This is a genomic window from Parabacteroides sp. HGS0025 (assembly GCF_000969845.1).
Taxonomy (GTDB): Bacteria; Bacteroidota; Bacteroidia; order Bacteroidales; family Tannerellaceae; genus Parabacteroides; species Parabacteroides gordonii.
This window is the reverse complement of sequence record NZ_KQ033902.1, coordinates 3,947,260-3,973,504: the sequence shown is the minus strand read 5'-3', so window position 1 is coordinate 3,973,504 and position 26,245 is coordinate 3,947,260. Positions and strand designations below refer to the sequence as shown.

At 45.0% G+C, this 26,245-nt stretch carries 18 protein-coding genes; 15 read left to right on the top strand and 3 right to left on the bottom strand.

Translation table 11 applies throughout. The features are described 5' to 3' along the window. Positions 1 to 42 precede the first annotated feature (42 nt). Positions 43 to 924, bottom strand: coding sequence for an ACP S-malonyltransferase (gene fabD, locus HMPREF1212_RS15505; protein WP_028727644.1), 882 nt, complete (start codon positions 922 to 924; stop codon positions 43 to 45). Positions 925 to 1,064: 140 nt separating this feature from the next. Between fabD and HMPREF1212_RS15500 the strand changes: the two genes are divergently transcribed. The 6 genes from HMPREF1212_RS15500 (at position 1,065) to HMPREF1212_RS15475 (ending at position 6,325) form a co-directional block, all read left to right on the top strand. Next, positions 1,065 to 1,259: a Sec-independent protein translocase subunit TatA/TatB gene (locus HMPREF1212_RS15500; protein ID WP_007652767.1), complete on the top strand. Its 195-nt coding sequence runs from the start codon at positions 1,065 to 1,067 to the stop codon at positions 1,257 to 1,259. Positions 1,260 to 1,262: 3 nt separating this feature from the next. Beyond that, the gene (gene tatC, locus HMPREF1212_RS15495) at positions 1,263 to 2,120 is read left to right on the top strand and encodes a twin-arginine translocase subunit TatC (protein WP_028727643.1); all 858 of its coding nucleotides are present in this window, start codon (positions 1,263 to 1,265) and stop codon (positions 2,118 to 2,120) included. Positions 2,121 to 2,265: 145 nt separating this feature from the next. Next, positions 2,266 to 2,559 carry a nucleotidyltransferase family protein gene (locus HMPREF1212_RS15490; RefSeq protein WP_028727642.1) on the top strand — a complete coding sequence of 98 codons (294 nt, stop codon included), beginning with the start codon at positions 2,266 to 2,268 and terminating at the stop codon, positions 2,557 to 2,559. Beyond that, entirely contained in the window at positions 2,552 to 2,920 is a 369-nt protein-coding gene (locus tag HMPREF1212_RS15485; protein WP_046149950.1) for a HepT-like ribonuclease domain-containing protein, read from the top strand. The genes HMPREF1212_RS15490 and HMPREF1212_RS15485 overlap by 8 nt, the downstream gene beginning before the upstream one ends. 84 nt (positions 2,921 to 3,004) lie before the next feature. Beyond that, positions 3,005 to 5,221: a GH92 family glycosyl hydrolase gene (locus tag HMPREF1212_RS15480; protein WP_046149949.1), complete on the top strand. Its 2,217-nt coding sequence runs from the start codon at positions 3,005 to 3,007 to the stop codon at positions 5,219 to 5,221. A gap of 108 nt (positions 5,222 to 5,329) precedes the next feature. Then, on the top strand, positions 5,330 to 6,325 hold the full coding sequence (locus HMPREF1212_RS15475; RefSeq protein ID WP_046149948.1) for an isoaspartyl peptidase/L-asparaginase family protein: 996 nt from the start codon (positions 5,330 to 5,332) through the stop codon (positions 6,323 to 6,325). Position 6,326: 1 nt separating this feature from the next. On the opposite strand, the gene HMPREF1212_RS15470 is transcribed toward HMPREF1212_RS15475, so the two are convergent. Together HMPREF1212_RS15470 and HMPREF1212_RS15465 are read right to left on the bottom strand one after the other, a co-directional pair. Continuing rightward, positions 6,327 to 7,157 (bottom strand): 3-ketodihydrosphingosine reductase, encoded by an 831-nt coding sequence (locus HMPREF1212_RS15470; protein WP_046149947.1) that lies wholly within the window; start codon positions 7,155 to 7,157, stop codon positions 6,327 to 6,329. A gap of 11 nt (positions 7,158 to 7,168) precedes the next feature. Continuing rightward, positions 7,169 to 8,035 (bottom strand): alpha/beta hydrolase, encoded by an 867-nt coding sequence (locus HMPREF1212_RS15465; RefSeq protein WP_046149946.1) that lies wholly within the window; start codon positions 8,033 to 8,035, stop codon positions 7,169 to 7,171. 148 nt (positions 8,036 to 8,183) lie between these two features. Here HMPREF1212_RS15465 and HMPREF1212_RS15460 point away from each other — a divergent pair, with 148 nt between their 5' ends. From HMPREF1212_RS15460 to HMPREF1212_RS15420, 9 genes are all read left to right on the top strand, one after another. Next, positions 8,184 to 10,445 carry a monovalent cation:proton antiporter family protein gene (locus tag HMPREF1212_RS15460; RefSeq protein ID WP_046149945.1) on the top strand — a complete coding sequence of 754 codons (2,262 nt, stop codon included), beginning with the start codon at positions 8,184 to 8,186 and terminating at the stop codon, positions 10,443 to 10,445. A 103-nt stretch (positions 10,446 to 10,548) separates the two neighbouring features. Continuing rightward, entirely contained in the window at positions 10,549 to 11,376 is an 828-nt protein-coding gene (locus HMPREF1212_RS15455; protein WP_046149944.1) for a DUF5032 domain-containing protein, read from the top strand. A gap of 179 nt (positions 11,377 to 11,555) precedes the next feature. Beyond that, a complete protein-coding gene (locus HMPREF1212_RS15450; RefSeq protein ID WP_046149943.1) occupies positions 11,556 to 12,722 on the top strand; it encodes an alginate lyase family protein in 1,167 nt (388 codons plus the stop codon). A gap of 42 nt (positions 12,723 to 12,764) precedes the next feature. Next, positions 12,765 to 14,009, top strand: coding sequence for a glycoside hydrolase family 88 protein (locus tag HMPREF1212_RS15445; RefSeq protein WP_046150427.1), 1,245 nt, complete (start codon positions 12,765 to 12,767; stop codon positions 14,007 to 14,009). A 56-nt stretch (positions 14,010 to 14,065) separates the two neighbouring features. Next, the gene (locus HMPREF1212_RS15440; protein WP_046149942.1) at positions 14,066 to 16,534 is read left to right on the top strand and encodes a glycoside hydrolase family 2 protein; all 2,469 of its coding nucleotides are present in this window, start codon (positions 14,066 to 14,068) and stop codon (positions 16,532 to 16,534) included. A 386-nt stretch (positions 16,535 to 16,920) separates the two neighbouring features. After that, on the top strand, positions 16,921 to 17,286 hold the full coding sequence (locus HMPREF1212_RS15435; RefSeq protein ID WP_046149941.1) for a hypothetical protein: 366 nt from the start codon (positions 16,921 to 16,923) through the stop codon (positions 17,284 to 17,286). Positions 17,287 to 17,296: 10 nt separating this feature from the next. Continuing rightward, positions 17,297 to 21,394, top strand: coding sequence for a hybrid sensor histidine kinase/response regulator transcription factor (locus HMPREF1212_RS15430; RefSeq protein WP_046149940.1), 4,098 nt, complete (start codon positions 17,297 to 17,299; stop codon positions 21,392 to 21,394). 169 nt (positions 21,395 to 21,563) lie between these two features. Further along, positions 21,564 to 24,701 carry a SusC/RagA family TonB-linked outer membrane protein gene (locus HMPREF1212_RS15425; RefSeq protein ID WP_046149939.1) on the top strand — a complete coding sequence of 1,046 codons (3,138 nt, stop codon included), beginning with the start codon at positions 21,564 to 21,566 and terminating at the stop codon, positions 24,699 to 24,701. A gap of 24 nt (positions 24,702 to 24,725) precedes the next feature. Then, positions 24,726 to 26,201 carry a RagB/SusD family nutrient uptake outer membrane protein gene (locus tag HMPREF1212_RS15420; RefSeq protein WP_046150426.1) on the top strand — a complete coding sequence of 492 codons (1,476 nt, stop codon included), beginning with the start codon at positions 24,726 to 24,728 and terminating at the stop codon, positions 26,199 to 26,201. Positions 26,202 to 26,245: the final 44 nt, after the last annotated feature.

The window sequence follows — 26,245 nt, the reverse complement described above, 5'->3', positions numbered from 1 at the left end:
TCCTTTCTGCCAACCTTTTTATATATAAGTTGAATTGTAAGCTTATTGCATACCTTCCGTTGTCATTTCCTTATTGATCTTCTTAACCAGTCCCTGAAGTACGGCACCCGGGCCTAATTCGATGAAATGATCGGCACCGTCGGCAATCATGTTCTGAACGCTCTGAGTCCAACGAACTGGAGCAGTCAGCTGGGCGATCAGGTTTGCCTTGATTGTATCGGGATCAGTTTCGCCTTTTGTGCTTACATTCTGGTAAACAGGGCAAGCAGGTTTGTGGATCGGAGTTGCTTCGATGGCAGCAGCCAGTTCGGCACGGGCCGGTTCCATCAACGGAGAGTGGAATGCACCACCAACCTTCAGCTTTAGTGCACGTTTAGCACCGGCAGCCAGCAACTTTTCGCAAGCCGCATCGATTCCAGGGATCGAACCGGAGATAACCAGCTGACCCGGGCAGTTATAGTTTGCACAAACAACAACTTCGTCAGTAATGCTTGCACAAATTTCTTCAACTGTTGCATCCGGCAAAGCCAGAACGGCAGCCATTGTAGAAGGAGTCGCTTCGCAGGCTTTCTGCATAGCCATAGCACGTTTGGAAACCAGTACCAGACCATCTTCAAAAGACAGTGCTCCTGCTGCAACGAGTGCAGAGAACTCACCCAGGGAATGACCTGCTGTCATATCCGGTTTGAACTGGTCGCCTAGAGTTTTAGCGAGAATAACCGAGTGTAAGAATATAGCAGGCTGCGTAACTTTCGTCTGTCTCAGATCTTCGTCTGTTCCTGCGAACATCAGGTCTGTGATGCGGAAACCAAGAATATCATTTGCTTTCTCAAACAACTCTTTTGCAAGGGGATTGTTATCGTAAAGGTCTTTTCCCATTCCGACAAACTGTGCACCCTGACCGGGAAATACATAAGCTTTCATCTTTCTAATCTTTTTCTAATTTCAGTTTTTTAAGACGGTGCAAAGGTAATAAAATTAGAATAATGGAGTGACTATTCGTTACAAATAGTATCTTTGCCCCTATTAAAAGGCGAATATTAACGACTAATTATTATAATATCATGAACGAATTACTATTCTTAGGAAACTTAGGTACTGGCGAAATTGTTATCATCGCCATTGTTGTGTTGTTACTTTTCGGTGGAAAGAAAATCCCTGAACTGATGAAAGGTATCGGTAAAGGTGTGAAGAACTTTAAAGACGGTGTAAAAGGATTAGAAGACGATATTAAGCTCGACGACAACGATAAGAAGTAAAAAATGGAAGAATTGGAACAAGATGAAATGTCCTTTTGGGATCACCTGGAAGAACTTCGTTGGACTTTATTCCGTTCTATTTTAGCACTCTTTGTCTTTGCTATCGGTAGTTTTGCCTTTATGCGTGATATTTTCGATCACGTTATCATGGCTCCCTGCTACGCCGATTTTGTTCTTTATAAATGGTTGTGTGAGTTAAATATATGGCTTATCAGTATAAGCTCCTGGTTCGATGTTCTGCCTGACTTTTGTAATGACGGCTTCCACGTAGATATAGTCAACATCAAGTTGGCTTCCCAGTTCTTTACTCACATGTCGACCTCATTCTGGCTGGCCCTCGTGCTTACTTTTCCCTACTTGATGTATGAGATCTGGAAGTTTGTAAGTCCGGCTTTATACGAGAATGAAAAGAAGAACATCCGGTGGGTATTCTTTTTCGGAACGATTATGTTTTTCCTGGGTTGCGCCGTAGGTTATTTTATGGTATTCCCGATGACACTTCGTTTCCTGGCAACGTATCAATTGAGTGCTAACATTACCGAACAGGTCTCTCTGGATTCGTATATGGATAACTTCCTTATGCTGATCTTTGTGATGGGAATTGTCTTCGAGATGCCGTTGGTATCCTGGCTGCTTTCAAAGCTGGGGCTGTTGCACAGAGGATTTTTCCACAAATACAGACGACACGCTATCGTCGGATTATTGGTTGCTGCGGCATTCATTACCCCAAGTAGCGATCCGTTTACATTGAGCGTTGTATTCTTCCCGTTATACGGATTGTACGAATTAAGTGCATTCTTTGTCAGAAAAGCTCCGGTAGAAGAGCCTGACGACGACGATGAAGAAGAAAATGAAGCTTAATAGGCCGTAGACATTAGAAATGAATTTATTCAGGCATGGATTTCGCAGATAAAACTGTGGGGTTCATGCCTGATTTATTATATAGCCTAAAATTTGCTTCTTATCTTAAATCATCCTATTTTTGTGAAAGTTAAATTCATTTCCTATGCTGAAAAAAGAAGATTATATACGTCAGTTGACAGCCTGTAAGCAACAGCTTATGCAGAAGTTCGGGTTACGTTCTATCCGTCTTTTCGGCTCTGTTGCACGGGGAGATAACCATGAGGGTAGTGATCTGGATGTTTGTGTGGAAACAGAAACTCCCAACCCTTTTCTACTGATGGATTTGAAAGAAGAACTGGAAAATATGTTTAAGCACTCTGTCGATATCGTTCGTTATCGTGAACGTATGAACCCTTATTTACGTCAACAGATAGAAAAAGAAGGTATCTATGTATAACAAAGAGTTAGTCACATCCATGCTGATTCAAATAGAAGAAGCTTTATTGCGATTGAAGCACCGAACGGTTGATATCCATTGTGCCAATGACTTTTTATTATCTCCTGAACGGGTTGAAAAGCTGGATGCTGTTTGTATGCTCTTTATTGCGATCGGTGAAAGTCTGAAAAGCCTGGATAAAGTGACGAATAAGGAGTTGTTGCCGCTTTATCCGGATATACCTTGGAAAAAGGTGATGGGTTTTCGGGATGTAATAGCACACCATTATTTCGATATAGATGCGGAAGAAGTGTGGTGGGTATTGGAAAATGAGCTGGATCCATTGATCGTAGTAATCAAAAAAATGAAAGAGGATATTTAAATTATATAGATTTGATACTGGATTTGTATGTTCTCTTTCGGATCATTCTTATCTTTGTAAACGTCTGAACAAAATTATAAACAAATGAGGCACATATCATTATTGGCGGTCTCCCTGCTGGCTCTGGTAGCCTGCACGCCTGAGGAACCAAAGGAGGCAGATTATACACAGTATGTTAACCCTATGATCGGTACCGATTTCACCGGAAATACCTATCCGGGAGCACAGGCTCCTTATGGTATGGTGCAGCTTAGTCCTGACAACGGATTGCCGGGGTGGGATCGTATCTCCGGGTATTTCTATCCCGATACGACGATTGCCGGTTTCAGCCATACCCATCTTTCCGGTACAGGGGCAGGAGATCTGTATGATATCTCCTTTATGCCTGTCACCCGTCCTTATAAAGAAGCTCCGGCTCCTCTGGGCATTTATTCTACCTTCTCGCATAATGAAGAAGCAGCTTCGGCCGGTTATTACCGCGTCTTGCTGCAGGACTATAATATTAATGTAGAGCTGACGGCTACCGAACGTTGCGGTATCCAGCGTTATACCTTCCCGAAAGCCGAAGCTTCGGTATTCCTGAACCTGAAGAAAGCGATGAATTGGGACTTTACCCTCGACTCCTATATTGAGGTGATCGACTCGGTGACTATCCGCGGATACCGTTTCTCGCAGGGATGGTCGCCTAACCAGCACGTTTATTTCCAGACACGTTTCTCCAAACCGTTTGTCGCCTATCATATGGATACGACTGCTATCGTGACAAAAGATAAGGGACAGATCGGAACCGCTTACATCGCCCGTTTCGATTTTAATACAGAGAAAGACGAAGAGATCCTGGTCAATACGGCTATCTCGGGTGTCAGCATGGAAGGCGCAGCGAAGAATCTCCAGGCGGAAGTTCCTTTGAATGATTTCGACAAGTACCATAAAGAAGCAGTTGCCCGTTGGAACAAAGAACTGTCCAAGATCGAGGTGAACGGAAATAATACGGATGACCTCGTGAAGTTCTATACCGCTATTTATCACACGATGATCGCCCCGACCATCTTCAGCGATGTGGACGGCTCTTATTACGGCCCCGACAATCAGATCCATAAGGCGGACGGATGGAATAACTATTCCACTTTCTCTTTGTGGGATACCTTCCGTGCAGCTCATCCGTTGTACACTTATACGGATCCGAAGCGTGTAAACGACATGATCCAGGGCTTCCTGAAATTCTACGAACAGAATGGCGCGCTTCCTTTGTGGAACCTTTACGGCCATGAAACCAATATGATGATCGGTTACCATGCTGTTCCGGTCATTGTGGATGCTTACCTGAAAGGTATCGCGACATTCAATCCGGAACTTGCTTTGCAGGCATGTGTCGCCACAGCCAACCGCGATGACTACCGGGGAATCGGAGAGTATAAGAAGTTAGGATATGTACCGGCTAACAGCGATCCGGCTAAATGGGAAAACTGGTCGTTGTCTAAAACAATGGAATATGCTTACGACGACTATTGTATTGCGCGTATGGCAGAGAAGATGGGCAAGAAAGAGATTGCGGATGAATTCTACAAACGCTCACAGAACTTCCGGAATGTGTACAACCCCGAAACAACCTTCATGCAGCCGCGTAATGAAAAAGGACAGTTCGTTACTCCGTTCAATGCAAAAGATTATACCGAAGATATCTGTGAAAGTAATGCCTGGCAGTATTTCTGGTATGTACCGCAGGATCTGGACGGCCTGATCGGACTGTTAGGCAGCAAGGAACGTTTCACGGAGAAACTGGACAGCATGTTCACCTATGCTCCGGATGCGAAAGAGGATCTGCCGATTTTCAGTACAGGTATGATCGGACAGTATGCACATGGCAACGAGCCCAGCCATCATGTGATCTATCTGTATAATAAGGTAGACCAACCCTGGAAGACGCAGAAATATGTAGCACAGGTATTACATGACCTGTATCTGAATGCTCCCGACGGTATCTGCGGTAACGAAGACTGCGGACAGATGTCAGCCTGGTTCGTGTTCAGTGCGATGGGCTTCTATCCGGTCGATCCGGTAAGCGGGCAGTACGAAATCGGTACGCCTCTGTTCCCCGAAGTAAAAATGCATCTGGCAGACGGTAAGGCATTTACTATCCTGGCTGCGGGTGTCAATGCAGAAAATATTTATATCCAGTCGGTTAAATTGAACGGCCAGCCGTATGATAAGAGCTATATTACCCACGAACAGATTATGAGCGGTGCAACGCTTGAGTTTGAAATGGGGAATCAACCGGGGCCGGTTTGGTATAAGAAATAACGTGGTTGTATCTAATTAAAACATATATGAACCAATTATGAAGTTTCACCTCATAATTGGTTCATTCTTGTATTTCATTTTCTATTACAGACTTAATTCTATTGCATTATGATAAGAAATTTAATCTTTACTGTAGCCTTGTCTTGTGGCTTTCTGGCGCAGGCGCAAGATCGTGAATATGTAATCGTTGTACATGGTGGGGCGGGCGATGTCGCTAAAGTGGAAAGCGATCCGGTGCGTTCGGCCCAGTATTATGCAGCTCTCGACTCTGCCCTGACGATCGGCGACCGTATTCTTGCCGCCGGTGGCGAAGGTCCCCAGGCTGTCATGGCTGTGATCAATTATTTTGAGAACAATCCGTTATTCAATGCCGGAAAGGGTGCCACCTGCACGGCCGACGGTACTTTCGAACTGGATGCCTCTATCATGGAAGGGAAAGACCTCTCTGCCGGAGCGGTTGCCGGGGTCAAGACGATAAAGAACCCGATCAATGCCGCTTATGCCGTCAAGACAAAGAGCCGCCATGTGATGCTGAGTGGCACAGGGGCGGACGATTTCGCTGCCGAACAGGGGTTGGAGTTGGTCGATGATAATATGTATTTCGCCACTCCCAAGACGATGGAGTGGATCGATAAGCTGAAGCAGGAAAGCCGGAAGAACGGGACAGTCGGTTGTGTTATCCTCGATAAACAGGGAAACCTGACGGCCGGAACCAGTACCGGCGGTACGTTTAAAAAGAAATGGGGACGTATCGGCGATTCTCCGGTGATCGGTGCCGGAACGTATGCCGATAATCAGAGTTGTGCCGTTTCCTGTACCGGTCATGGCGAATATTTCATCCGTCACGCCGTAGCCTTTAACCTGTGCGCCCGGTATAAATACCTGAAGGAACAGGTAGAACAGGCAGCCGGTTATATTATCCATACGGAACTGAATGTCAATGCTGGCGAAGGCGGTCTGATCGCTGTCGATAAGGATGGAAATATCGCCCTGCCTTTCAATACCACCGGTATGTTCCGGGGGTATCTGTATAAGGAAAAAGGCCGTTCCGGGATAGAAAAGAAGGTAGGGATCGGTCAAGCGATGATCCCCTTTGCCGAATAGGTCATTTCAGTTTGTACCCTTTTCGTACCATCCATGCTACGAGCCGATCCGGAAGCCAGCCTTTACAGCGTGCGAAGAGCACCTGTTCGATAGGGCCGGTTTTGGTACGGAACGGAGGGTGTCGCTTTTTTATCAGGCGGCTGATCGTAAGTGCCAGTTTATCCGGATGCGTACCTTTCCGTTCCATCTCTTCGATCGCGGCTATCGTTTGTGTGAAGGCCGCCCGGTAATCCGGGTGGGCGAGGGTGGCATCCGAAATGCATCGGTTGGCCGTGAAGTTGGTGCAGAAATCGCCCGGTTCGACCAGGCAGACGCGAATACCGAACGGACGTACTTCATATTGTAATGCTTCACTGAAACCTTCTACGGCAAATTTGGAGGCGGAGTAATAGCCCTGGAAAGGGACGGCGATCAGCCCGCCTATCGAGCTGATATTGATAATCGTGCCTTGACCGGCTTTCCGCATGACCGGCAATATGGCTTTGCATGTTTGTACGACTCCCAGGAAATTCGTATTCATTTGCCGGTCTATCTCTACGCCGGTAGCCAGTTCGAGTGCCCCGCTGATACCCAGGCCGGCATTGTTTATCAGGATATCGATATGTCCCTGTTCTGCCAGGATACGGTCGATACCTCGTTGGATAGACTCCGGACGGGTGACATCCATTTCCAGCATTTTTATCCCGTCTGTCTCTTCTATCGCCTTCCGGCTCGTTCCATATACGATATATCCTTCGTCGACTAAAGATGTTGCTGTGGTTTTCCCAAAACCGGAAGAGGCTCCGGTAATCAATATGACCTGTCCTCTCCCGGCTATTGTGTTTCTTTTCATTCGTTGATTTGTTATTGTTGGTTTCTGCGGAATGCCCCGCTGACGAAACTGAGTACTTCCGGAAGGGCGGTACGCCAATATAACCAGGTATGTCCGCCGCCACGTACACGGAACTCATGTTTCATCCCTTTTTCCTGCATGATCTTATGGGCCTGGAAATTGCCTTCCAGCAGGCCGTCTTTATCTCCGCAGTCGATATAATACCGGATGCGGGGCAGGTTGTCCTTATCCAGTTCGGATAGCATTTTCAATACGCTGTTCTGATGCCAGTAGTCGAGCCCGGGGCCGAACAGGCGGCTGAACAGATCTTTGTGAGATTGGGCCTGACGTTTTTCCATTACGCTGTCGTCGAAAACTGCAGCGCTGAGCGGTGCGCAGGCGGCGAACATTTCCGGGTGATGCAGCGAGTAAAGGAACGAACCGTAGCCACCCATCGAAAGCCCGGCAATGGCGCGGAACTCCTGACGGCTGCGGGCGCGGTAGGTCTTTTCGATATAGGGGATCAGTTCTTCAAAGAACATATCTTCGTAAGGGGCTTTGCCGTCGTATTGGTTGATGTACCAGGTATCCCAGGCATTGGGCATCACGATGATCATTTGTGAAGCGTCGCCGCTGCCGATCGCTTTGTCGGCAATTTCTTTTACTTCGCCGGTCTGTATCCACATGGTTTCATCGTCGGTGTAGCCGTGCAGCAGATAGAGTACCGGGTAATTACGTTGCGAGGTGTTGTAATCGGACGGCAGGTAGATCGAGTAGGACACCTCTTTACCTAGTTTCTTACTATCGAATTTCAGCGACTCGAAGACGGCGCTCTGAGCTATTCCGTTTAAATTAAACAGGATGCACAGAACAAGACTGAGGAATAATCTGTTTTTCATATACTGACAAGTATTAAATTAATAGTTCTTTGCTTGTAAACTGCTTATAATTACGGAAGGCAAAGTTAGAAAAAACGGGGAGCTATGCTTGATAAAACGTCAGAAAATGTTATTTTTGTTTACGAAACTTACTAATCAATAATTACATATGTCGCATTTACCCGATTTGATTTCCGATCTGGCTTTGATCCTTATATCCGCAGGTGTGATAACCTTATTATTTAAATGGCTGAAACAACCGCTCGTGCTGGGGTATATCGTGGCCGGGTTATTGGCCGGGCCCTATATCCATATCTTTCCGACGGTTGTCGATGTAGAAAATATTAATCTCTGGGCGGAGATGGGAGTCGTCTTCCTACTCTTTGCCCTCGGGCTCGAGTTTAGCTTTAAAAAGTTGATGAATGTAGGGTCTACCGCCTTTATCACAGCAATGACGGAGGTGATAACGATGCTGATCGTGGGGTATCTGATCGGGCATCTGCTGGGATGGTCTACGATGAATTCCATATTCCTGGGAGGGATGTTGTCGATGTCGTCGACTACTATTATCATAAAAGCGTTTGATGACTTGGGATTACGGAACCAGCGTTTTACGGGGATTGTATTCGGTACGTTGGTGGTGGAAGACCTGGTGGCTATTATCATGATGGTGTTGCTTTCGACGATGGCTGTCAGCCAGGAGTTTGCCGGAGAGGAGATGATCGGCAGTATCCTGAAGGTCGCCTTCTTCCTGATCCTCTGGTTCCTGGTGGGTATCTTCGTTATTCCGGCTTTGCTGAAAAAGGTCAGGAAGCTGATGAATGATGAGACGTTGCTGGTAATTGCCCTCGGCTTATGTCTGGGGATGGTGGTTGTGGCTACAAAGACCGGTTTCTCGGCAGCCCTGGGGGCTTTCATCATGGGGTCGATCCTGGCGGAGACGATCGAGGCGGAGCGTATCGAGCATATTATCAAGCCGGTGAAGGACTTGTTCGGCGCTATCTTCTTCGTGTCGGTGGGTATGCTGGTCGATCCGGCTGTCCTGGTTGAATATGCATGGCCTGTCATTCTTATCACGCTGGTTACGATTGTAGGGAAGGCGTTCTTTTCTTCTTTTGGTGTCCTGTTGTCGGGGCAACCGCTTAAAACGTCCATACAATCGGGGTTCAGTCTGGCACAGATCGGGGAGTTTGCCTTTATCATTGCAGCCTTGGGTGTGTCGCTCAAAGTGCTAGACGATTATGTGTACCCGATTATCGTGGCGGTGTCGGTGATAACGACGTTTACTACTCCTTACTTTATCCGTTTGTCGGGGCCGTTTGCAGAATGGCTCTATAAGATACTGCCGGATAAGGCGCGTGACTTCCTGGATCGCTATTCGTCGGGATCGAAAACGATCAACCATGAGAGCGACTGGCGGAAACTGCTGAAGATTTATGCCGGAAAGATATTGATCCATTCCGTTTTGCTGACGGCTATCCTGTTGTTGTCTACCCAGGTTATCCATCCGCTGCTAGTGGAGAAGTTCCCGGCGATGGAGATGTGGGGAAGCATTATCATGAGTGTGCTGACACTTCTCCTGATGACTCCTTTCTTGTCGGGGTTGGTAGCCAATAAGAATAATTCGCCTGAATTGTTTATGAGCTTGTGGAAGGATAACAAATATAATCATGGTAAATTGGTGGCGCTGGTTCTGTTCAGGGTCTTTGTCGCCATCCTGTTCGTTTCGATCGTGTTGATCAAGTATTATCATGTGCAGTATGGGGTCGGTGCGATTATAGCCGTGGGGGTTATGATCCTGATCATTTTGTTCCGCCGCGACCTGAACCAGTATTCCAGGCTGGAAGCCCATTTCCTGACTAACCTGAATCGCCGGGAGGAAGTCGACCGGAAGCGGAATCCGTTGAAAGCGAGCTTTAACAACCAATTGAGCGATAAGGATATCCATCTGGCGATCGTGCCGGTTTCGCCCTGTTCTCCCTATGCCGGGAAGGCGTTGGCGGAATTGCCTCTCAGGAAGGATTTCGGAGTGAGTATTGTAGAGATTATCCGGGACGATTATAAGATTTATATCCCCGGAGGTTCCGACCATATTTACCCGCAGGATAAGGTAGTCGTGGTGGGAACCGATGAGCAGCTGAAAGCTTTTCAGGCCAAGCTGGAAGATCAGGAAAACGGATCTGCATGTTCGGACGGGCAGCCTAAAGATGTTACGGTCAATTCGTTTGTCGTCGATGAGAGTTTCCCTTTCCTCGGACAGAGTATCATGCAGTCGAATGTCGGCCGCCGCTACAATTGCCTGATCGTCGCCCTCGAACGCAACGGCGACTCCCTGATGACCCCCGATAACGATACGGTCTTTGAATTGGATGATCTGGTCTGGGTTGTAGGCGACAAGGGTAAGATACAGGAGTTGATAAAAGGAGAGTGAGAGCGTTTTATGAAATTTTAGAGATCACTTAAAATTGGTTACATCAGCCTTTATTTCTCCAAATGTTCTAATTTTGTCGTGTTGAATTATAAAAACGAAAGAGATGAAAAAGTATACATTCTTATTGGTGATAATGGCTCTGGGGCTGTTATCCTGCGGAGATGATGATAAACCGGTTGTTCCTGAGTTAGACAAATTGACGCAAGTAATTTGTACCAAAGAGGCAGACGTAGTGTTTTTTGCATATATCAATTATACGAATGATGATAAGATTGCTTCTATCGATTTTGTTGATGGGAAAAACATTCCTTTTATATATGTAGACAAGAAGATCACGATGATGAATCCTGAAGAAGGAGTCGAACGCATTGAATATATTCTTGGCGGGTTGGTTGTCACTGACAAGTCTGTTATGAAGAAAAATGCTTTTGACGGAAAGATCTACACAAGCGATAACTATAAATATCAGTATAGTGGCTCGAGCCTGACCGGGGCTTCACGAACCATGACCTGGCCGAAAGAGGGAGAAGAAGGCTACGAATCGCAGACATTTGAAAAGGAGGAGACCTATGCATGGGAAAACAGCAATGTAGTCCTTTTCACCCAAGACAAGAAGAGAATTGAATATAAATACGGCACGGCTTTAACTCCGTCCAACTTCCCCTGGCGTGTAATACCATCTTTCAATCCGGTGGGTTTCGATGCTTTTTCCCCGATTAACCTACTCTATGGAAACCGGAGCAGGAACTTGCCTGAATCGGCTACTTACTATAGTCTTTCCGGAGAGGATGACACAACAGCTAAGTATACATATCATTTTACGACAACCGGCGATTATATAACCGGCATGACTATCCAGGAGCAGACCAACTCTACGGACAAAATAGCGAAGCAGACTACCTATGAGTACAAGTTTATCTATTCGAAGTAACAGATACATCATAATAAGATAATTGCATCCTCAATATCGGATGCGATTATCTGTCGCTATTGTACAATTATCTCTCAATTTGTTGTATTTGCAATAAATCTACAAGCTTTTGCGATAATATTAAAAATCGGGGTGTGCCTAATATTGTATTTTTGGTCGAGAAATAATCGATATATACCATGAATACAAAGTTACTCTTTTTAATATCCGTCATAGGGCTTGCCTTTGTCAGCTGCTCCGGAGAAGGGCAGCTGAAGAAACGGGTTTCCGGTCTGTTGCATGCCGAAATCATTACCCGGGGAAATACTGCATTAACACAGGATCCTCTTACCATCACATCTTTTATAGCCGAACGAAGTACCGGCAATATGCACGACTTCTATTCCGAAGGCGATTATTGGTGGCCGAACCCCATAAGTCCGGACAGCGCCTACATCCGGCGTGACGGAGAAACCAATCCCGATAACTTTGTTGCCCATCGCCATGCCATGATCCGTTTCAGTACGCTTGTCGGTGACCTGACATCTGCCTGGATTATTACCGGAGATAAGAAGTATGCAGTGCAGGCTCTGGAACATATCCATGCCTGGTTTATCGATCCCGAAACACGGATGAACCCCAATCTTCAATATGCGCAAGCTATAAAAGGGATAGCAACAGGGCGGGGGATAGGTATTATCGATACAATTCATTTACTGGAAGTCGTTCAATCGTTGATCCTGCTGGAAGATGCGAACTTACTCTCTGAAGAATACTTAACAGGGACGAAAAAATGGTTTGCAGACTATCTCCACTGGTTGACAAACCATCCTTACGGCCTGGATGAAATGAATGCTAAAAACAATCACGGGACTTGCTGGGTAATGCAGGTGGCCCAGTTTGCGAAGTATACAGGCAATAAGGAGCTGACGGACTTCTGCCGTGACCGTTATCAGACAGTCTTATTGCCCGGCCAGATGGATGCTGATGGCAGTTTTCCGCTGGAGTTAAACCGTACCAAGCCTTATGGCTATTCCTTGTTTAACCTCGACGCAATGGCGACAATTTGCCATATCCTTTCCGATGATACTCACAACCTATGGCAATATACAACCGGTGATGGACGGAATATGCAGAAAGGAGTAGCCTGGCTATTCCCTTATATAAAGGATAAGTCTGCCTGGCCTTTTGAAGAAGATGTAATGTATTGGGAGCAATGGCCTGTAGCACAACCCGCTTTACTATTCAGCGCTTATGATACACCGAACGAAGAATATGTATCGGTTTGGTCTGCACTGGAGCATTATCCGGAAAATGACGAAGTGATACGCAATCTTCCTATTCGCCATCCTCTTTTATGGTTGTAAAGACATAAGAAAAATAATTAGTTTACTTTATAGTTGATGAACATGAAATTCAAAACACCTCTCTTACTTTTATTAGCTGCTCTTGCGTCCTGTGGATCGGATAAGAGCGATTTAGTACGTGATAACTTTACATTTGCAGGAACACAACTGAAGCAGGCTTTTGTTGAAATGGATTTAGTCCGTTCTTCCGAACTGCCGGAAAAACAAGCATTACGTGATAAACTGAATCAGGGGCCATTGGCCAGCCCGCGAAATATAGAGTCTGACGGAACGCTGCACATGGTAGTCTCACGCGATTGGACAAGCGGATTCTTTCCCGGTGAACTTTGGTATATGTACGAATACACCGGAGATGATTTCTGGAAAGACAAAGCACGTCAGCAAACGGCACTGATTGAACGCGAAAAACTGAATGGCGGTACGCATGATATGGGTTTTAAAGTCTATTGTTCTTTTGGAAATGGTTACCGCCTGACCGGAGACGCTAACTACAAAGAAGTCCTACTGCAATCGGCCTATACACTGACTACCCGCTACAAAGAAAAAATAGGAGCTATCCGTTCCTGGGATCATAGCCGTGATAAATGGGAGTGCCCCGTTATCATCGACAACATGATGAATCTGGAGTTGCTTTTCTGGGCATTCAGAGCCAGCGGCGATTCTTTATTTTATAATGTAGCCGTTAACCACGCCCGTACAACTATGAAAAATCATTACCGTGACGATTATAGCTCTTATCATGTAGTGGATTATGACACTATAACCGGAGCTGTAATAAACAGGCATACCCATCAGGGATATGCACACGAATCAGCCTGGTCGCGCGGACAAGCATGGGGACTTTATGGCTATACGATGTGTTACCGGGAAACCGGCTTACCGGAGTTTCTTGAACAGGCCGGACATATCGCCGATTATATCTTTTCCAGTCCGGATTTACCGGAAGATTTAATTCCTTACTGGGACTTTAACGCGCCCGGAATACCGGACGAACCCCGCGATGCTTCCGCTGCAACCGTTACGGCTTCTGCCTTGTACGAATTAAGCATGTACGTCCCGGAGAAACAGAATGATTACGTATCGAAAGCAAATACAATACTGAATAACCTGTCGAAGAACTACCGTACGACAGCAGGCAAAGACAGAGGCTTTTTGTTGCTACACAGTACAGGATCGAAAATGCACAATGTAGAAGTCGACGTCCCTATTGTATATGCCGATTATTATTATCTGGAAGCCTTACTCCGGAAACAGAAACTGGAGAAAGAGGGCACAGCCATATTATGAATATATAAATATTAAATAGATAGCTGTTTAATAAACTAATATAAAACGAATAGATAATGAAAAACATTTTCTTCTCTTGCCTTTTCCTGCTCTGTTGCTTTTCGATTGCAGGGAAGGTTCCATCGAAACAAAAAATAAGATTAACAGACAATTGGGAATACCTGAAAGGGGATCTGGGCGGAATCTGGGAAGCAGTGCGCCCCTTCTCACCGGGAAATCCCGAAACGGTTCCTATCTGGCAGAAAGTTACGCTGCCGCATTGCTTCAATGCAGAAGATGCAGTCGACCCCGATCTCAATTATTACCAGGGGCCTGGATGGTACAAGACAGGGCTGTCGATCGATAATCCTTATCCTGACGGCCGCATTGTCCTTGATTTCGAAGGAGCAGGACAGAAGACGGACGTTTATGTCTACACCACTCTTGTCGGCCGGCATGTCGGCGGATATGATGAATGGAGCGTGGATATAACGGAAGCAGTAGATTCCTTCCTTAAAAATGATAAACTGGTAAAACGTTTCGGAGGAAAAGTTCCTTTATCCATCCGTTGCGATAACTCGCGCGACCTGGAAATGATACCATCCGACCTTTCGGACTTCAATCTTTACGGCGGCCTTTACCGTTATCTGAATCTGGTTTATCTACCGAAAGCTTCTTTCAAACAGATCCGTCTCGAACCGGAACTTTCTGCTGACAGGAAAGAAGGAATATTGAAGGTAAAAACAACTTTCTATAACCCCGAAGATATAAAGGAAGCAGATGTAACAGTCTCTGTCTATGACAATAACCGCAAACAAATATTCACACAGACGATAACCGGTATATTACCTTTAGGCGACCAGTTCCTGACCGAAGTAAAGGTAAAGAACCCGGCCTTATGGCATGTCGACAATCCCGCTTTATACACTTGCGAACTGATAATCAACGCCGCCGGACAATCTCTGTCCGCAGAAGAACATTTCGGCTTCCGCCAGGCGGAATTTAAAGAGAAAGGCCCTTTCTTCCTGAATGGCAAACGCCTTTTGCTTCGCGGAACGCACCGCCATGAAGACCATGCCGGAGTTGCTCAGGCAATGACCGAAGATATGATGCGCACTGAAATGCAAATGATGAAAGACATGGGTGTCAATTTCATCCGTCTCGGCCATTACCAGCAATCGGAAATCATCCTTCGGCTTTGTGACGAATTAGGGATCCTTGTCTGGGAAGAAATACCCTGGTGCCGTGGTGGTTTAGGGGGTGAGATATACAAAGAACAGGCACGCCGTATGCTGACCAATATGATCGGCCAGCATCACAATCACCCATCAGTAATCATCTGGGGACTTGGCAACGAAAACGACTGGCCTAACGATTTCAGTACCTTCGACAAAGGGGCTATCCGTGCCTTTATGAAGGAACTGCATGACTTGGCCCATCGACTGGATGATACCCGCATGACGGCTATCCGGCGCTGTGAGTTTTGCAGCGATATAGTAGATGTATATTCCCCATCCATTTGGGCAGGATGGTATCGCGGAGTCTTTACCGATTATAAAAACGTCTCGGAGCAGGAAATGCAAAAGGTAAAACGTTTCCTGCATGTAGAATGGGGGGGTGACAGCCATGCCCGCCGTCACTCGGAAAATGTATTCGCTAATCTGAAAGGACTGGAATCCGGCCAGGGAGCCGATGAACGCGCCGGCGACGCTTCCTTATACGGAGGAACCGCCCGTGCCTCGAAAGATGGCGACTGGTCGGAAAGCTATATCGTCCGCCTGATCGACTGGCATTTGAAGGAACAGGAAACAATGCCCTGGCTGACAGGCACTGCCTATTGGCCGTTCAAAGACTTCTCAACTCCCGTACGTCCCGAAAATCCGGTTCCCTATGTCAACCAGAAAGGCGTGATTGAACGTGATTTCACACCGAAGGAAAGCTATTATGTTTTCCAATCCTACTGGACGACAGCCCCGATGGTTCATATCTACGGCCATAGTTGGCCGGTGCGTTGGGGAAACAAAGGCGACCGGAAAGAGGTGCTGGTTTACTCCAACTGTGATGAAGTCGAACTATTCGTCAACGGCATCAGCCAGGGCGTAAAAAAACGCAATAGCCAGGATTATCCGGCAGCCGGACTGCGTTGGAACTGTGTCTATGAAGAAGGCCAGAATGAAATCCGTGCTGTCGCCAAAAAAGGAAAAACAGAAATAGCAGATACGATCATCCAGGAGTACCAATCTGAAAAGTGGGGTGAGGAAGCATCTATGTCGTTGTCGGTTGTTTCACGTGAAGGCGATACCGTTTTATTGGAAGCCCAACTTTTCGACAAAAATAATATTCGCTGCCTTGATTCAAAGAAGTATGTCGAGTTTGAAATTATAGGAAATGGTTCATTGATACAGAATCAGGGGACTTCAACCGGAAGTAGAAAGCTTCAAACCTACAACGGAAGGGCTCGCATTAAGGTAAATCTTAAAAAAGAGAAGAATATTGTCGCTGTCAAGTCGAGTGGACTGCCTACCACATTCCTTGAAGTCGAATAATTCCTTATTTTTCTACTATAATCCGTCTTTTTTTAGGATAAAAACAGTTGCAAATATCCTTCGTAGACGGATTATAGTAGAAAACAAAAGAGAAAACTACGGCCGTAGATCGTTTTTATAAGTAATAACTGCTTATTAATGATGTCGAATCAGTTTTACAAAGTCTTTAATCGATGCAAACAACTACATTCCGTAGTTTATGTTAATAAAAATACGTTATTGCATACAAAAACCACGATTATTCGCATTGATAATTGTTTTCTACTCCCATCGTACGTCTATTTTATCAATAAATAGCATATTTAATTTGCGAAATAGATATATTTGTCTATTTTTATCTCCCAGTTAATGACAAAATATAGCTTTAATCTAATAAAAATACTACTATGCAATCATTCTACGACCGTATTCAAGACATCGCAACATATTATAATATTAAACCTTCAGTAATATTAAGATGTAGCCATATTCCTTATAGCACCTATCACTCTCTGAGTTATCGCGGTGCATGCCCAAGTATTGAAACAGTACAAAAGATTATAAATTGTTATCCGGAAGTCAGCTTCGAATGGCTCGCTGTCGGTAAAGGAAATATGCTTATTCCAAAAAATACCACTCCGGATGATGAAGATAGTCCGAAAATCATCGCGTTGAAACGGAAAGTTGAAATACTTAGCGACCGTTTGATCGATAAAGAGCGATATATACTAAAGCTCGAATTAGAGCTTGCCACCTGCAAAGAAAACGAATAATACTCCTGATATGAGATATCTATTTACACTTGCTATTATATGCTTTTCCTTCATTTTACAGGCTGAAAAGACAAGATATCCCTATATCTTTAATTCAGATTTAAACGAAGGTATTTCACAGCTGTCTGTCATGGATATTTTCCAGGATTCAAAAGGCTATTTATGGTTTGCCACCAAGAACGGATTAAACCGTTTTAACGGGAAAGAATACATAATCTACCGCCGTGAAGATGGAAACGAACAGAGCTTATCCAATAACTCTATCACTTCGATAGCTGAAGACCGGAATGGAAACCTATGGATAGGAACAGGCAACGGATTAAACCGTATAGACCTGAACACGAACCGGATAAAACGTTACAGCGTCGAGATAAACGGAGCGATAACAAACAGTATTGCAGCGATATATACGGATCATTCCGGCCATCTCTGGATTGGAACCTGGAATGGCTTAAGCCGTTACAACAGTGATAACGACTCTTTTGAATCCTTTTCCCTGGACGGAGAACTGGATAACACAGCAGTGGCAACTATATTTGAAGACAGCACCGGTAAGTTCTGGATAGGGACAAGAAACAAAGGAGTCTTTCTATGTGACAACCAGATGAATCTTATCAGCCATTTTTCGACCGAAACGAAAAATATGCGCATAAACAATAACGATATCACCTCTATTTATGAAGATGCAAAGAAACAGATATGGATCGGCAGCAAATATGGACTTAACAAGGTAGACCTGCGCAATAATGAAATCCTAGCTTTTACGAGTGAAAACAGCAAGCTCGCCAATAACTCTGTCCGTTGCCTGATCGAATGGCAAAACAAACTTCTGATCGGTACTTTCGATGGTATATATTCTTTAGATCCGACGACCGAACGGATCGTGAAAATGGCCGGATACGATGACATAAATAAATCATTGAGCCATTATTCTGTCTATGCCTTTTGTGTAGACCGGGACGAAACATTATGGGTCGGTACGTTTGCCGGCGGTGTGAACTACCTGAACAAATTTACCAGCCGCTTTGTCTTCCATAAGCCGGAAGAGGAACTGAACATCAGAACCGGTATTTACGGCGCCATAACCTACGAATCCCCATCGAAACTCTGGATCGCAACAGAAGGATACGGATTGTTGAGCTATAATTATCAGACGGATGAGTCGCATTATTATCTGGTAGACCCTTCTTCCCGTTTTGCCTTTAACACAAACATTATCAAATCAGTTTTCTATGAAGACGGAACCGTCTGGTGTGGAACCACGAAAGGGGAAATTTACAAGTTCGACATCAAGACCGGTAAATTCTCCCTTTATCACAGATATCCGGTTGAGTACTCGATCTACTCCATCATCCGCGACCATAAAGGCATTTTGTGGGTAGGCGGCGCATCGACCGAATACGGATTGACTTGTTTCGTAGATGACAAGCTCGTTAAGCCATTAACCAACAATGTGGATGAACCGTTCTACATCTCGAATATCCGTTGTATGTTGGAGAATGAAGACGGCACGCTTTTATTGGGCAGTACCGTAGATGGATTGCTTCACCTCGACACGAATAAAAAGCAATTGACGAAATATACGAATGAAGCCTCTGTAGAAAAGTACAGGATCCCGAACAATTATATTTCAGCCATCACCCGCACGGAATCAGGAGACATATGGGTTTCAACTTACGGCGGCGGTCTCTTTCAGTTCGATCCCTCGCAAGGAATCCGGCGCGTCATGACGGCTAAAGAAGGCTTGCTGGATAATAACATCTGCTCCCTGGTAGAAAGCAGCGACCGGAAACTATGGATGAGTACTGTCAATGGATTAACGATGTTTGATCCTGCCGGCAACGAAGTGCGTAACTACCACCGCCACAACGGAATCGACATCCGCGAATTTACCTTACACAGCGGAATCGCTTTGCCGGATGGAAACCTCTGCTTTGCCGGAAGTAACGGGTTCGTGACACTCCAGGTAGAGGCGATGGATAAGAATGAAAATATCCCGGCAGTGGTGCTCGAACAACTATCCGTTAATAATCAGCCGGTAATGGTCGGCGACGAATCCGCCATTCTGGATAAAACGCTGGACGGCATGGAAACGATCCGGCTCCATTACAACGAAAATAACTTTTCAATCACCTATCAGGCTTTGAATTATATCTATTCGACCCAAAACCAATACGCTTATAAGCTCGAAGGATATGATACCGGCTGGAACTATGTTGGCGAACGCAATTCCGCATTTTATACCAACCTGAGCCCCGGCAAATATGTATTCCGTGTGAAAGCTTCTAATAATGACGATGTGTGGAACGAAACAGGACGTTCGCTCGTAATCATCGTGCAGCCGCCTTTGTGGAGAACCTGGTATGCTTACCTGTTCTATGTCATCGTTTTTGCCGCCATTATCTACGGAATCCTCTATTATGTGAGTATCAAACGCAACCTGGAAGCCGGTTTGAAATTAAAGCAACTGGAGAAACAGAAGCAGGAAGAATTTCACCAGGCAAAGATACGCTTGTTTACCAACTTCTCCCATGAATTACGTACGCCTTTGATGTTGATTATCACCCCGTTTGAGGAATTAGTCAAACGGATAGACATACCGGTGGAATTGCATGACAAACTGTCCATCATCTATAAGAATGCACAAAAACTGCTGCTGCTGGTCAATCAGTTGATGGATCTGCATAAAAATCAGGCGGGCAGCATGGATCTGAAGGTGAGCGAAGGGGACATTTGTGAATATATAAAGGAAATATATTATGCCTTTAACCAGATTGCTTTGACGAATGAGGTCAAATTCACCTTGAACTGTACCCCTAAAACGATCGATGCCTGGTTTGACAAGTCCCTTTTGGAGAAAGTAGTCTTCAATCTGCTATCGAATGCCTTCAAATATACCAGTCCCGGTGAATCGATTGTCATGGAAGTTTCGGAAGTCTCTCTAAAAGAGCTTGAACCGGAGCGGACAGAGGGATTATATACAGGTGAAAATATAAATTATGTCCGGCTGAAAGTAAAAGACTCCGGAAAAGGGATTGCAGAAGAGGAAGCGGATAAGATATTTACCCCGTTCTACCAGATCCCGGAGACGTCGGGTATCAATTTATCCGGGACAGGCATCGGTTTAAGCCTGGTCTATACGATCGTACAGCTCCATCGCGGAGTAATCTATGTGGATAATACCGTGTCTCAGGGAGCTTGCTTTGTTGTCATCCTTCCGATTTCCCGTGCGGCCTTTTCCGAGGAACAGATAGAAAGCCGGGAGATAGATAAGATCGCGGAAATAACGAATACCGAGGATATCTCCGTCTCCCTGCCGGTTGTAGATAAAGGAGACCAGCCGAAATATAAGATTCTGCTGGTCGAGGATGACAAGGATGTCCGCGATTATCTGCGGAAAAGCCTGGAAGCTGAATATACGGTAATCGAAGCCGCCGACGGGGTAAGAGCCTATGAAAAAGTAGTGCAGGACTTCCCGGATCTGGTACTCAGCGACATCATGATGCCGAAACGCGATGGGCTGGAACTCTGTACGATGATCAAGAATGACATACGGGTGGGGCATATTCCGGTTATTCTGATGACCGCCCGCTCGATGGTCGTCCATATCAAAGAAGGGTTCCAGGCGGGTGCAGACGATTATATCGTCAAACCGTTCAATATGGACGTGTTGCAAACACGCATCCGCAGCCTATTGACTTTAAGGGAGCAATTGAAGAAACTGTATGGGAAACGTTTCTCACCGGAAGTGATGGGAATCGAGGTAAAGTCGGCCGACGAACGTTTCTCCCAGAAACTGTTTGATGTGATCGAGAAAAACATCTCCAATGAAAAACTGGATGTCGAGTTGTTGTGTTCGGAGATCGGTATCAGCCGGGCAAACCTCTATCGAAAGCTAAAATCCATCACCGAACTTTCCCCGATGGAATTGATTCGTAACAAACGTCTGGAAGTAGCAGCGAAATTGTTGAAAGAATCTGAAATGAATGTATCGGAAATAGCTTCTCATCTCGGTTTTAATAGCCATTCTTACTTCTCGAATTCATTTAAAGCTTTTTACGGGTGCACTCCGACCGAGTTTGTGCAGATGAATAACAGCCAGGAATAGGAGAACTTGTAAAATCATTTCACATTCCTGTCACTTTTGTATCAATCTATTCATATAGAATAATTTAATACTAAATTGGGAGCGTATTCTCTTTGGAAAGCGGGGAGAATACGTTTCTTTGTGTTATTGAATTTGTTTAAATTTTAAGTCTAATTAAATCCATGATTAAATGAAAAAAGAAATCAAGAGTGCCACTCAATCGTTTTGGCGATTATTATTTTTATTGGTGGCGTTTAATTCAAGTCTAAGTTTGTTTGCGCAAACACCGACTGTCTCCGGCATCGTTCTGGATGAGTTTGGAGAGCCGATGATCGGTGTATCGGTACTAGTGAAGGGAACAACCACAGGTATTATTACGGATGTAGAAGGGAATTTTATTGTTCCGGCTAAAACCGGGGATGTTATATTGGTAAAGTATCTTGGTTACAAAGACCAGGAAATAAAAGTAACAAGTAATGCCCGCTTGAAAATAACTCTTCAGGAAGATACTCAGAATCTGGATGAAGTAGTAGTGGTTGGTTATGGTACGCAGAAGAAAGTGAACCTGACCGGTGCTGTTTCCGCCGTTACCGGTGAAGAAATAGCCAAGCGTCCGGTAGCCAATACATCGACCATGTTGCAAGGCCAGATGCCGGGTTTGCGTATTACTTCCGACAAAGGCCAGCCGGGTAACGAATCGGTTCAGATCCGTGTACGTGGCCAAGGTACTTATTCCGGTACCGGCTCTGACCCGTTAATCCTGATTAACGGAGTAGAGGGGGATCTCGCTTCCCTCGACCCGAACATCATTGAAAGTGTTTCCGTCTTGAAGGATGCAGCTTCGGCTTCCATCTATGGTTCGCGCGCAGCAAATGGTGTGATTCTGATTACAACGAAGAATGGTTCGGAAACAAAAGACCGCATCTCCGTTCGTTATAATGGCAACTTTGCCGTACACAATCCGACAAACCTGCTGGATGTGATTTGGGATTCTCCTACCTATATGAAATATTTCAATATGGCGAAGGATAATTCCGGAGCTCCGGCAACTGACCGTTATTCGGCAGAGATGATTGCAAACTACACCAATCCGTCCGACCCGACCAAATACCCCAGCTTCAACTGGTTGGATTATATGTTTGATCCTGCTTTCGTTCAGCAGCACAACCTGAGTGTAGCCGGTACTACCGGTAAAACTTCTTACAACGCTTCTTTAAGTATGATCAACCAGCCCGGTACCATGAAAGGGCAGGAATTCAAGCGTTACAATGCAACGTTGGATCTGACTTCACAAGTAAACGATTGGATACGCTTCGGAATGTATTTTACCGGCAGCCGCAGCAATCGCCAGGAAACACGCCAGGGGGATACCGACGCTTATCTGTCAACTATTTCTCAGGCGCCGACTTACATGCCCTGGCTGCCGGATGATGGCACAGGCATTAAGCGTTACACGATGAAAGCGTTTACCTTTGAAAGTAATAATAAAAACATGGTTGCCATTACTGAAACGGAAAACTTCAAGAACTATGTGAATACGGATGTAAACACTCAGGCTTGGTTGGAAGTAAGTCCGATCAAAGGCTTAAGCTGGTATACCAAAGGTGCTATGCGCTACAAGCAACAGCATACAAAGAACTGGGGAGCGCTTCCGACACCGGTTTACTACTATCATGACGGTGTACAGAATGGTACATTGAATACAAACGGAACAGGTTTGACAAGTACAATGGAAAATAGTTCTTACTATAACTTATATACGTATTTGAAATACGACTGGGCTACTCCTAATAAAGAACATGACTTCTCTTTTATGGCAGGTTACAATCTGGAATATTATAAAATGGATAATCTGGAAGGTTACCGTCAGAATTATGACTTCCCCTTGCATGAACTGAATACAGGTATTTCTTCTGTACAGACTAACAAAGGTGAATCTGAAGAATGGGGCATTATGTCTGCTTTCTTCCGTGCCAACTATGCTTTCAAACAGCGTTATTTATTGGAGGTGAATGCCCGTTACGACGGTTCTTCCCGCATTTCATCCGATTCCCGCTGGGGTATATTCCCTTCCTTCTCTGTGGGATGGCGTATGACTGAAGAAGAATGGATGAAGGATCTCAACTGGGAATGGCTGAACAGCATGAAGTTGCGTGGATCCTGGGGGATCCTGGGTAACCAGAATATCGATCTTTATTCTTACTATGCTTTGGTTACAACAGGTAAGGATTATAGTTTCGACAACTCGAATCTGGGAGCCGGTGTTGCACAGACCGCCCTTACCAACCGTGATCTGAAATGGGAATCTACGGCTATCGGTGACTTCGGTATCGATATCACTGCTTTCAACGGTTTCAATATTACTTTCGACTGGTATAAGAAAAGAACATACGATATTCTTCGTGAGGCACAGAGCAATTCATTACTGGGCTTGAAAGCTCCGTATGTCAATGCTGGTGAAATGGTAAACAAAGGTATTGAAATATCGTTGGCTTATAACGGATATATAAAAGAAGGAGTATTCAAAGGCTTAAATTACAATGCCGGTGTATTCTTTGATCGTACGAGAAATGAGTTGACGAAATATGGTGCCGATTATATAGACTCTTCTAAAGGTTTAATCTATAAGGAAGGTATACCTTATGAGTCATTCTATGGTTATGAAGCAATCGGTATCTTTAGGGATGAAGCTGATGTAAGCAATTCCCCCAAGCAATTTAATGATAAGACATTGCCAGGTGATATTAAATATGCCGATATCAGTGGCCCTAATGGAGTACCCGATGGCATTGTCGATGAAAACGACCGTAAAGTACTTGATGGCCGCTTCCCTGATTTTGAGTATTCCGTGAACCTGGGTGCCAGTTGGAAAGGTTTCGACCTCTCTTTGATGGGACAAGGTGTACAAGGTGCTAAACATTATGCCAGCGGCTGGGGATTACGTCCGTTCTATCAGGGAACGCCTATCTCACAAGACTATATCGATAATATGTGGACGGAAGATCATAGAGACGCCAAATATCCGCGTCTGTATTTCGCTGATTTAGGTGGTGCAAAGAACCAGCGTGAAAGTACCTACTGGTTATACAATGCTTCTTATTTCCGTCTGAAGAACCTGACATTCGGTTACACATTGCCGAAAGCACTGACAAGCAAAGCGAAGATCGAACGTCTGCGTTTCTACTTCTCTGGTGACAACCTGCTGACGATAACTAAATTCCCACAGGGTGGTGACCCGGAACGTAACTATAATTCCACAAAGGGTACACGTTTGGTTTATTATCCGCAGAACCGTATCATTTCATTCGGTGTAAATCTTGAATTCTAATTTAATTGTAAAGTAATTATGAAAATGAATAAACTATCATATATTTCACTATTGGTTGCCGGTATGATGGCTGTATCATCCTGTTCTGATATTTTGGATACGCCACCGACAACTTCTCCGTCAGAAAGCATTTTCTGGCAATCAAAATCTGATTTTGATTCCGCGTTGACCGGCTGTTATCAAGGTATGCAGGCTAAAACATTATCCTATGGGATGGTTGTTTACGACTGTCTGACAGATAATGGTTACGGTAGTTCCGGTTCCAGCTATGTGTATAAAACAGACCTGATCCAGGCGGATAATATAGATCCGTCAATGACAGGATTCGTTCCGGAACTTTATAAAGAAGCTTATGAAGCTATTACCCGTCTGAATATCTTCTTATATCAGCTGAAGAATTATCAGGGAGGAGATATGAATACTGTCCGTAACCAGTATGAAGGAGAGGCGCTTTTCTTACGTTCTTACTGCTATTACCTGCTTTATCTGTGTTACGGTGAAGTTCCCTATCCAACGGAACCGCTGGATCTTACAACTCAGAATATGCCGAAAGAATCTCTGGAAACAGTTTATAATAATCTGATCACAGATTTACAGACTGCGATCGATAAAATGGATGACAAGACATTCAAGGGTGCCGGCGGACATGCTACAAAAGGAGCTGCCCAGGGATTAAAAGCACGTCTCCTGATGTTCCATGCTTTTGGTGAAGACGGAAAAGTAGCCAATCGTAACGAAGTACAGGAAGCATACAATTTGTTGAATGAAATAAAAGGCTATTCTTTAGCCGGTCGTTATGCGGACAACTTTACTTATGATACACAGGAAACCAGTCCGGAGATTGTCTTCTCAATCAAGTTTCTGGCTCCGAACAATTATAATAATTTCGACCATATATATGGAAACTATTCCGGAGTACGTCCGGTCGCTAATCTGACAAATGAGTATGAGGAAGGTGATAACCGGTTGGGACAGATTGTCGCTTTTGATGATAAATATCAGTGGCCGGGAGGTGAAGTCGTATCTCTGAATAGAAGCGATTTGAAAAAGGCAATGGTAAAATGGCTGACCCCATTGATGAAAGATGGTGATATGTGGCAGGCAAGTACCCGTAGCGAACAGGACTGGGTATTCCTTCGTTGGGGTGAATTGCTGCTCTTGAAAGCTGAAGCAGCCAATGAACTGGGTATTTCCGGTGCTGCCGACATGGTAAATCTGGTTCGTCAACGTGCCGGTCTAGCTGATTTGGCCGCCAGCTTGAATCAAGATCAGTTGCGTGAAGCAATCCGCCACGAACGTCGTGTGGAAACTCCGTTCGAATTGATCCGCTATTATGATATGAAACGTTGGAAGATCATGGATAGACTGAATAGTGTGGAACTAGATCCGCTATTGTCCGGACACGTATCAGCCTGGTCGAAAGCGCACGAATACTTCCCCTTACCGCAGGATCAGATCGACTTCTCCAACGGTGTATTGATACAGAATCCGAATTATTGATCATTCGATAATAATTTAAGTATGGGTAAGAAGCCCCGTCGTTA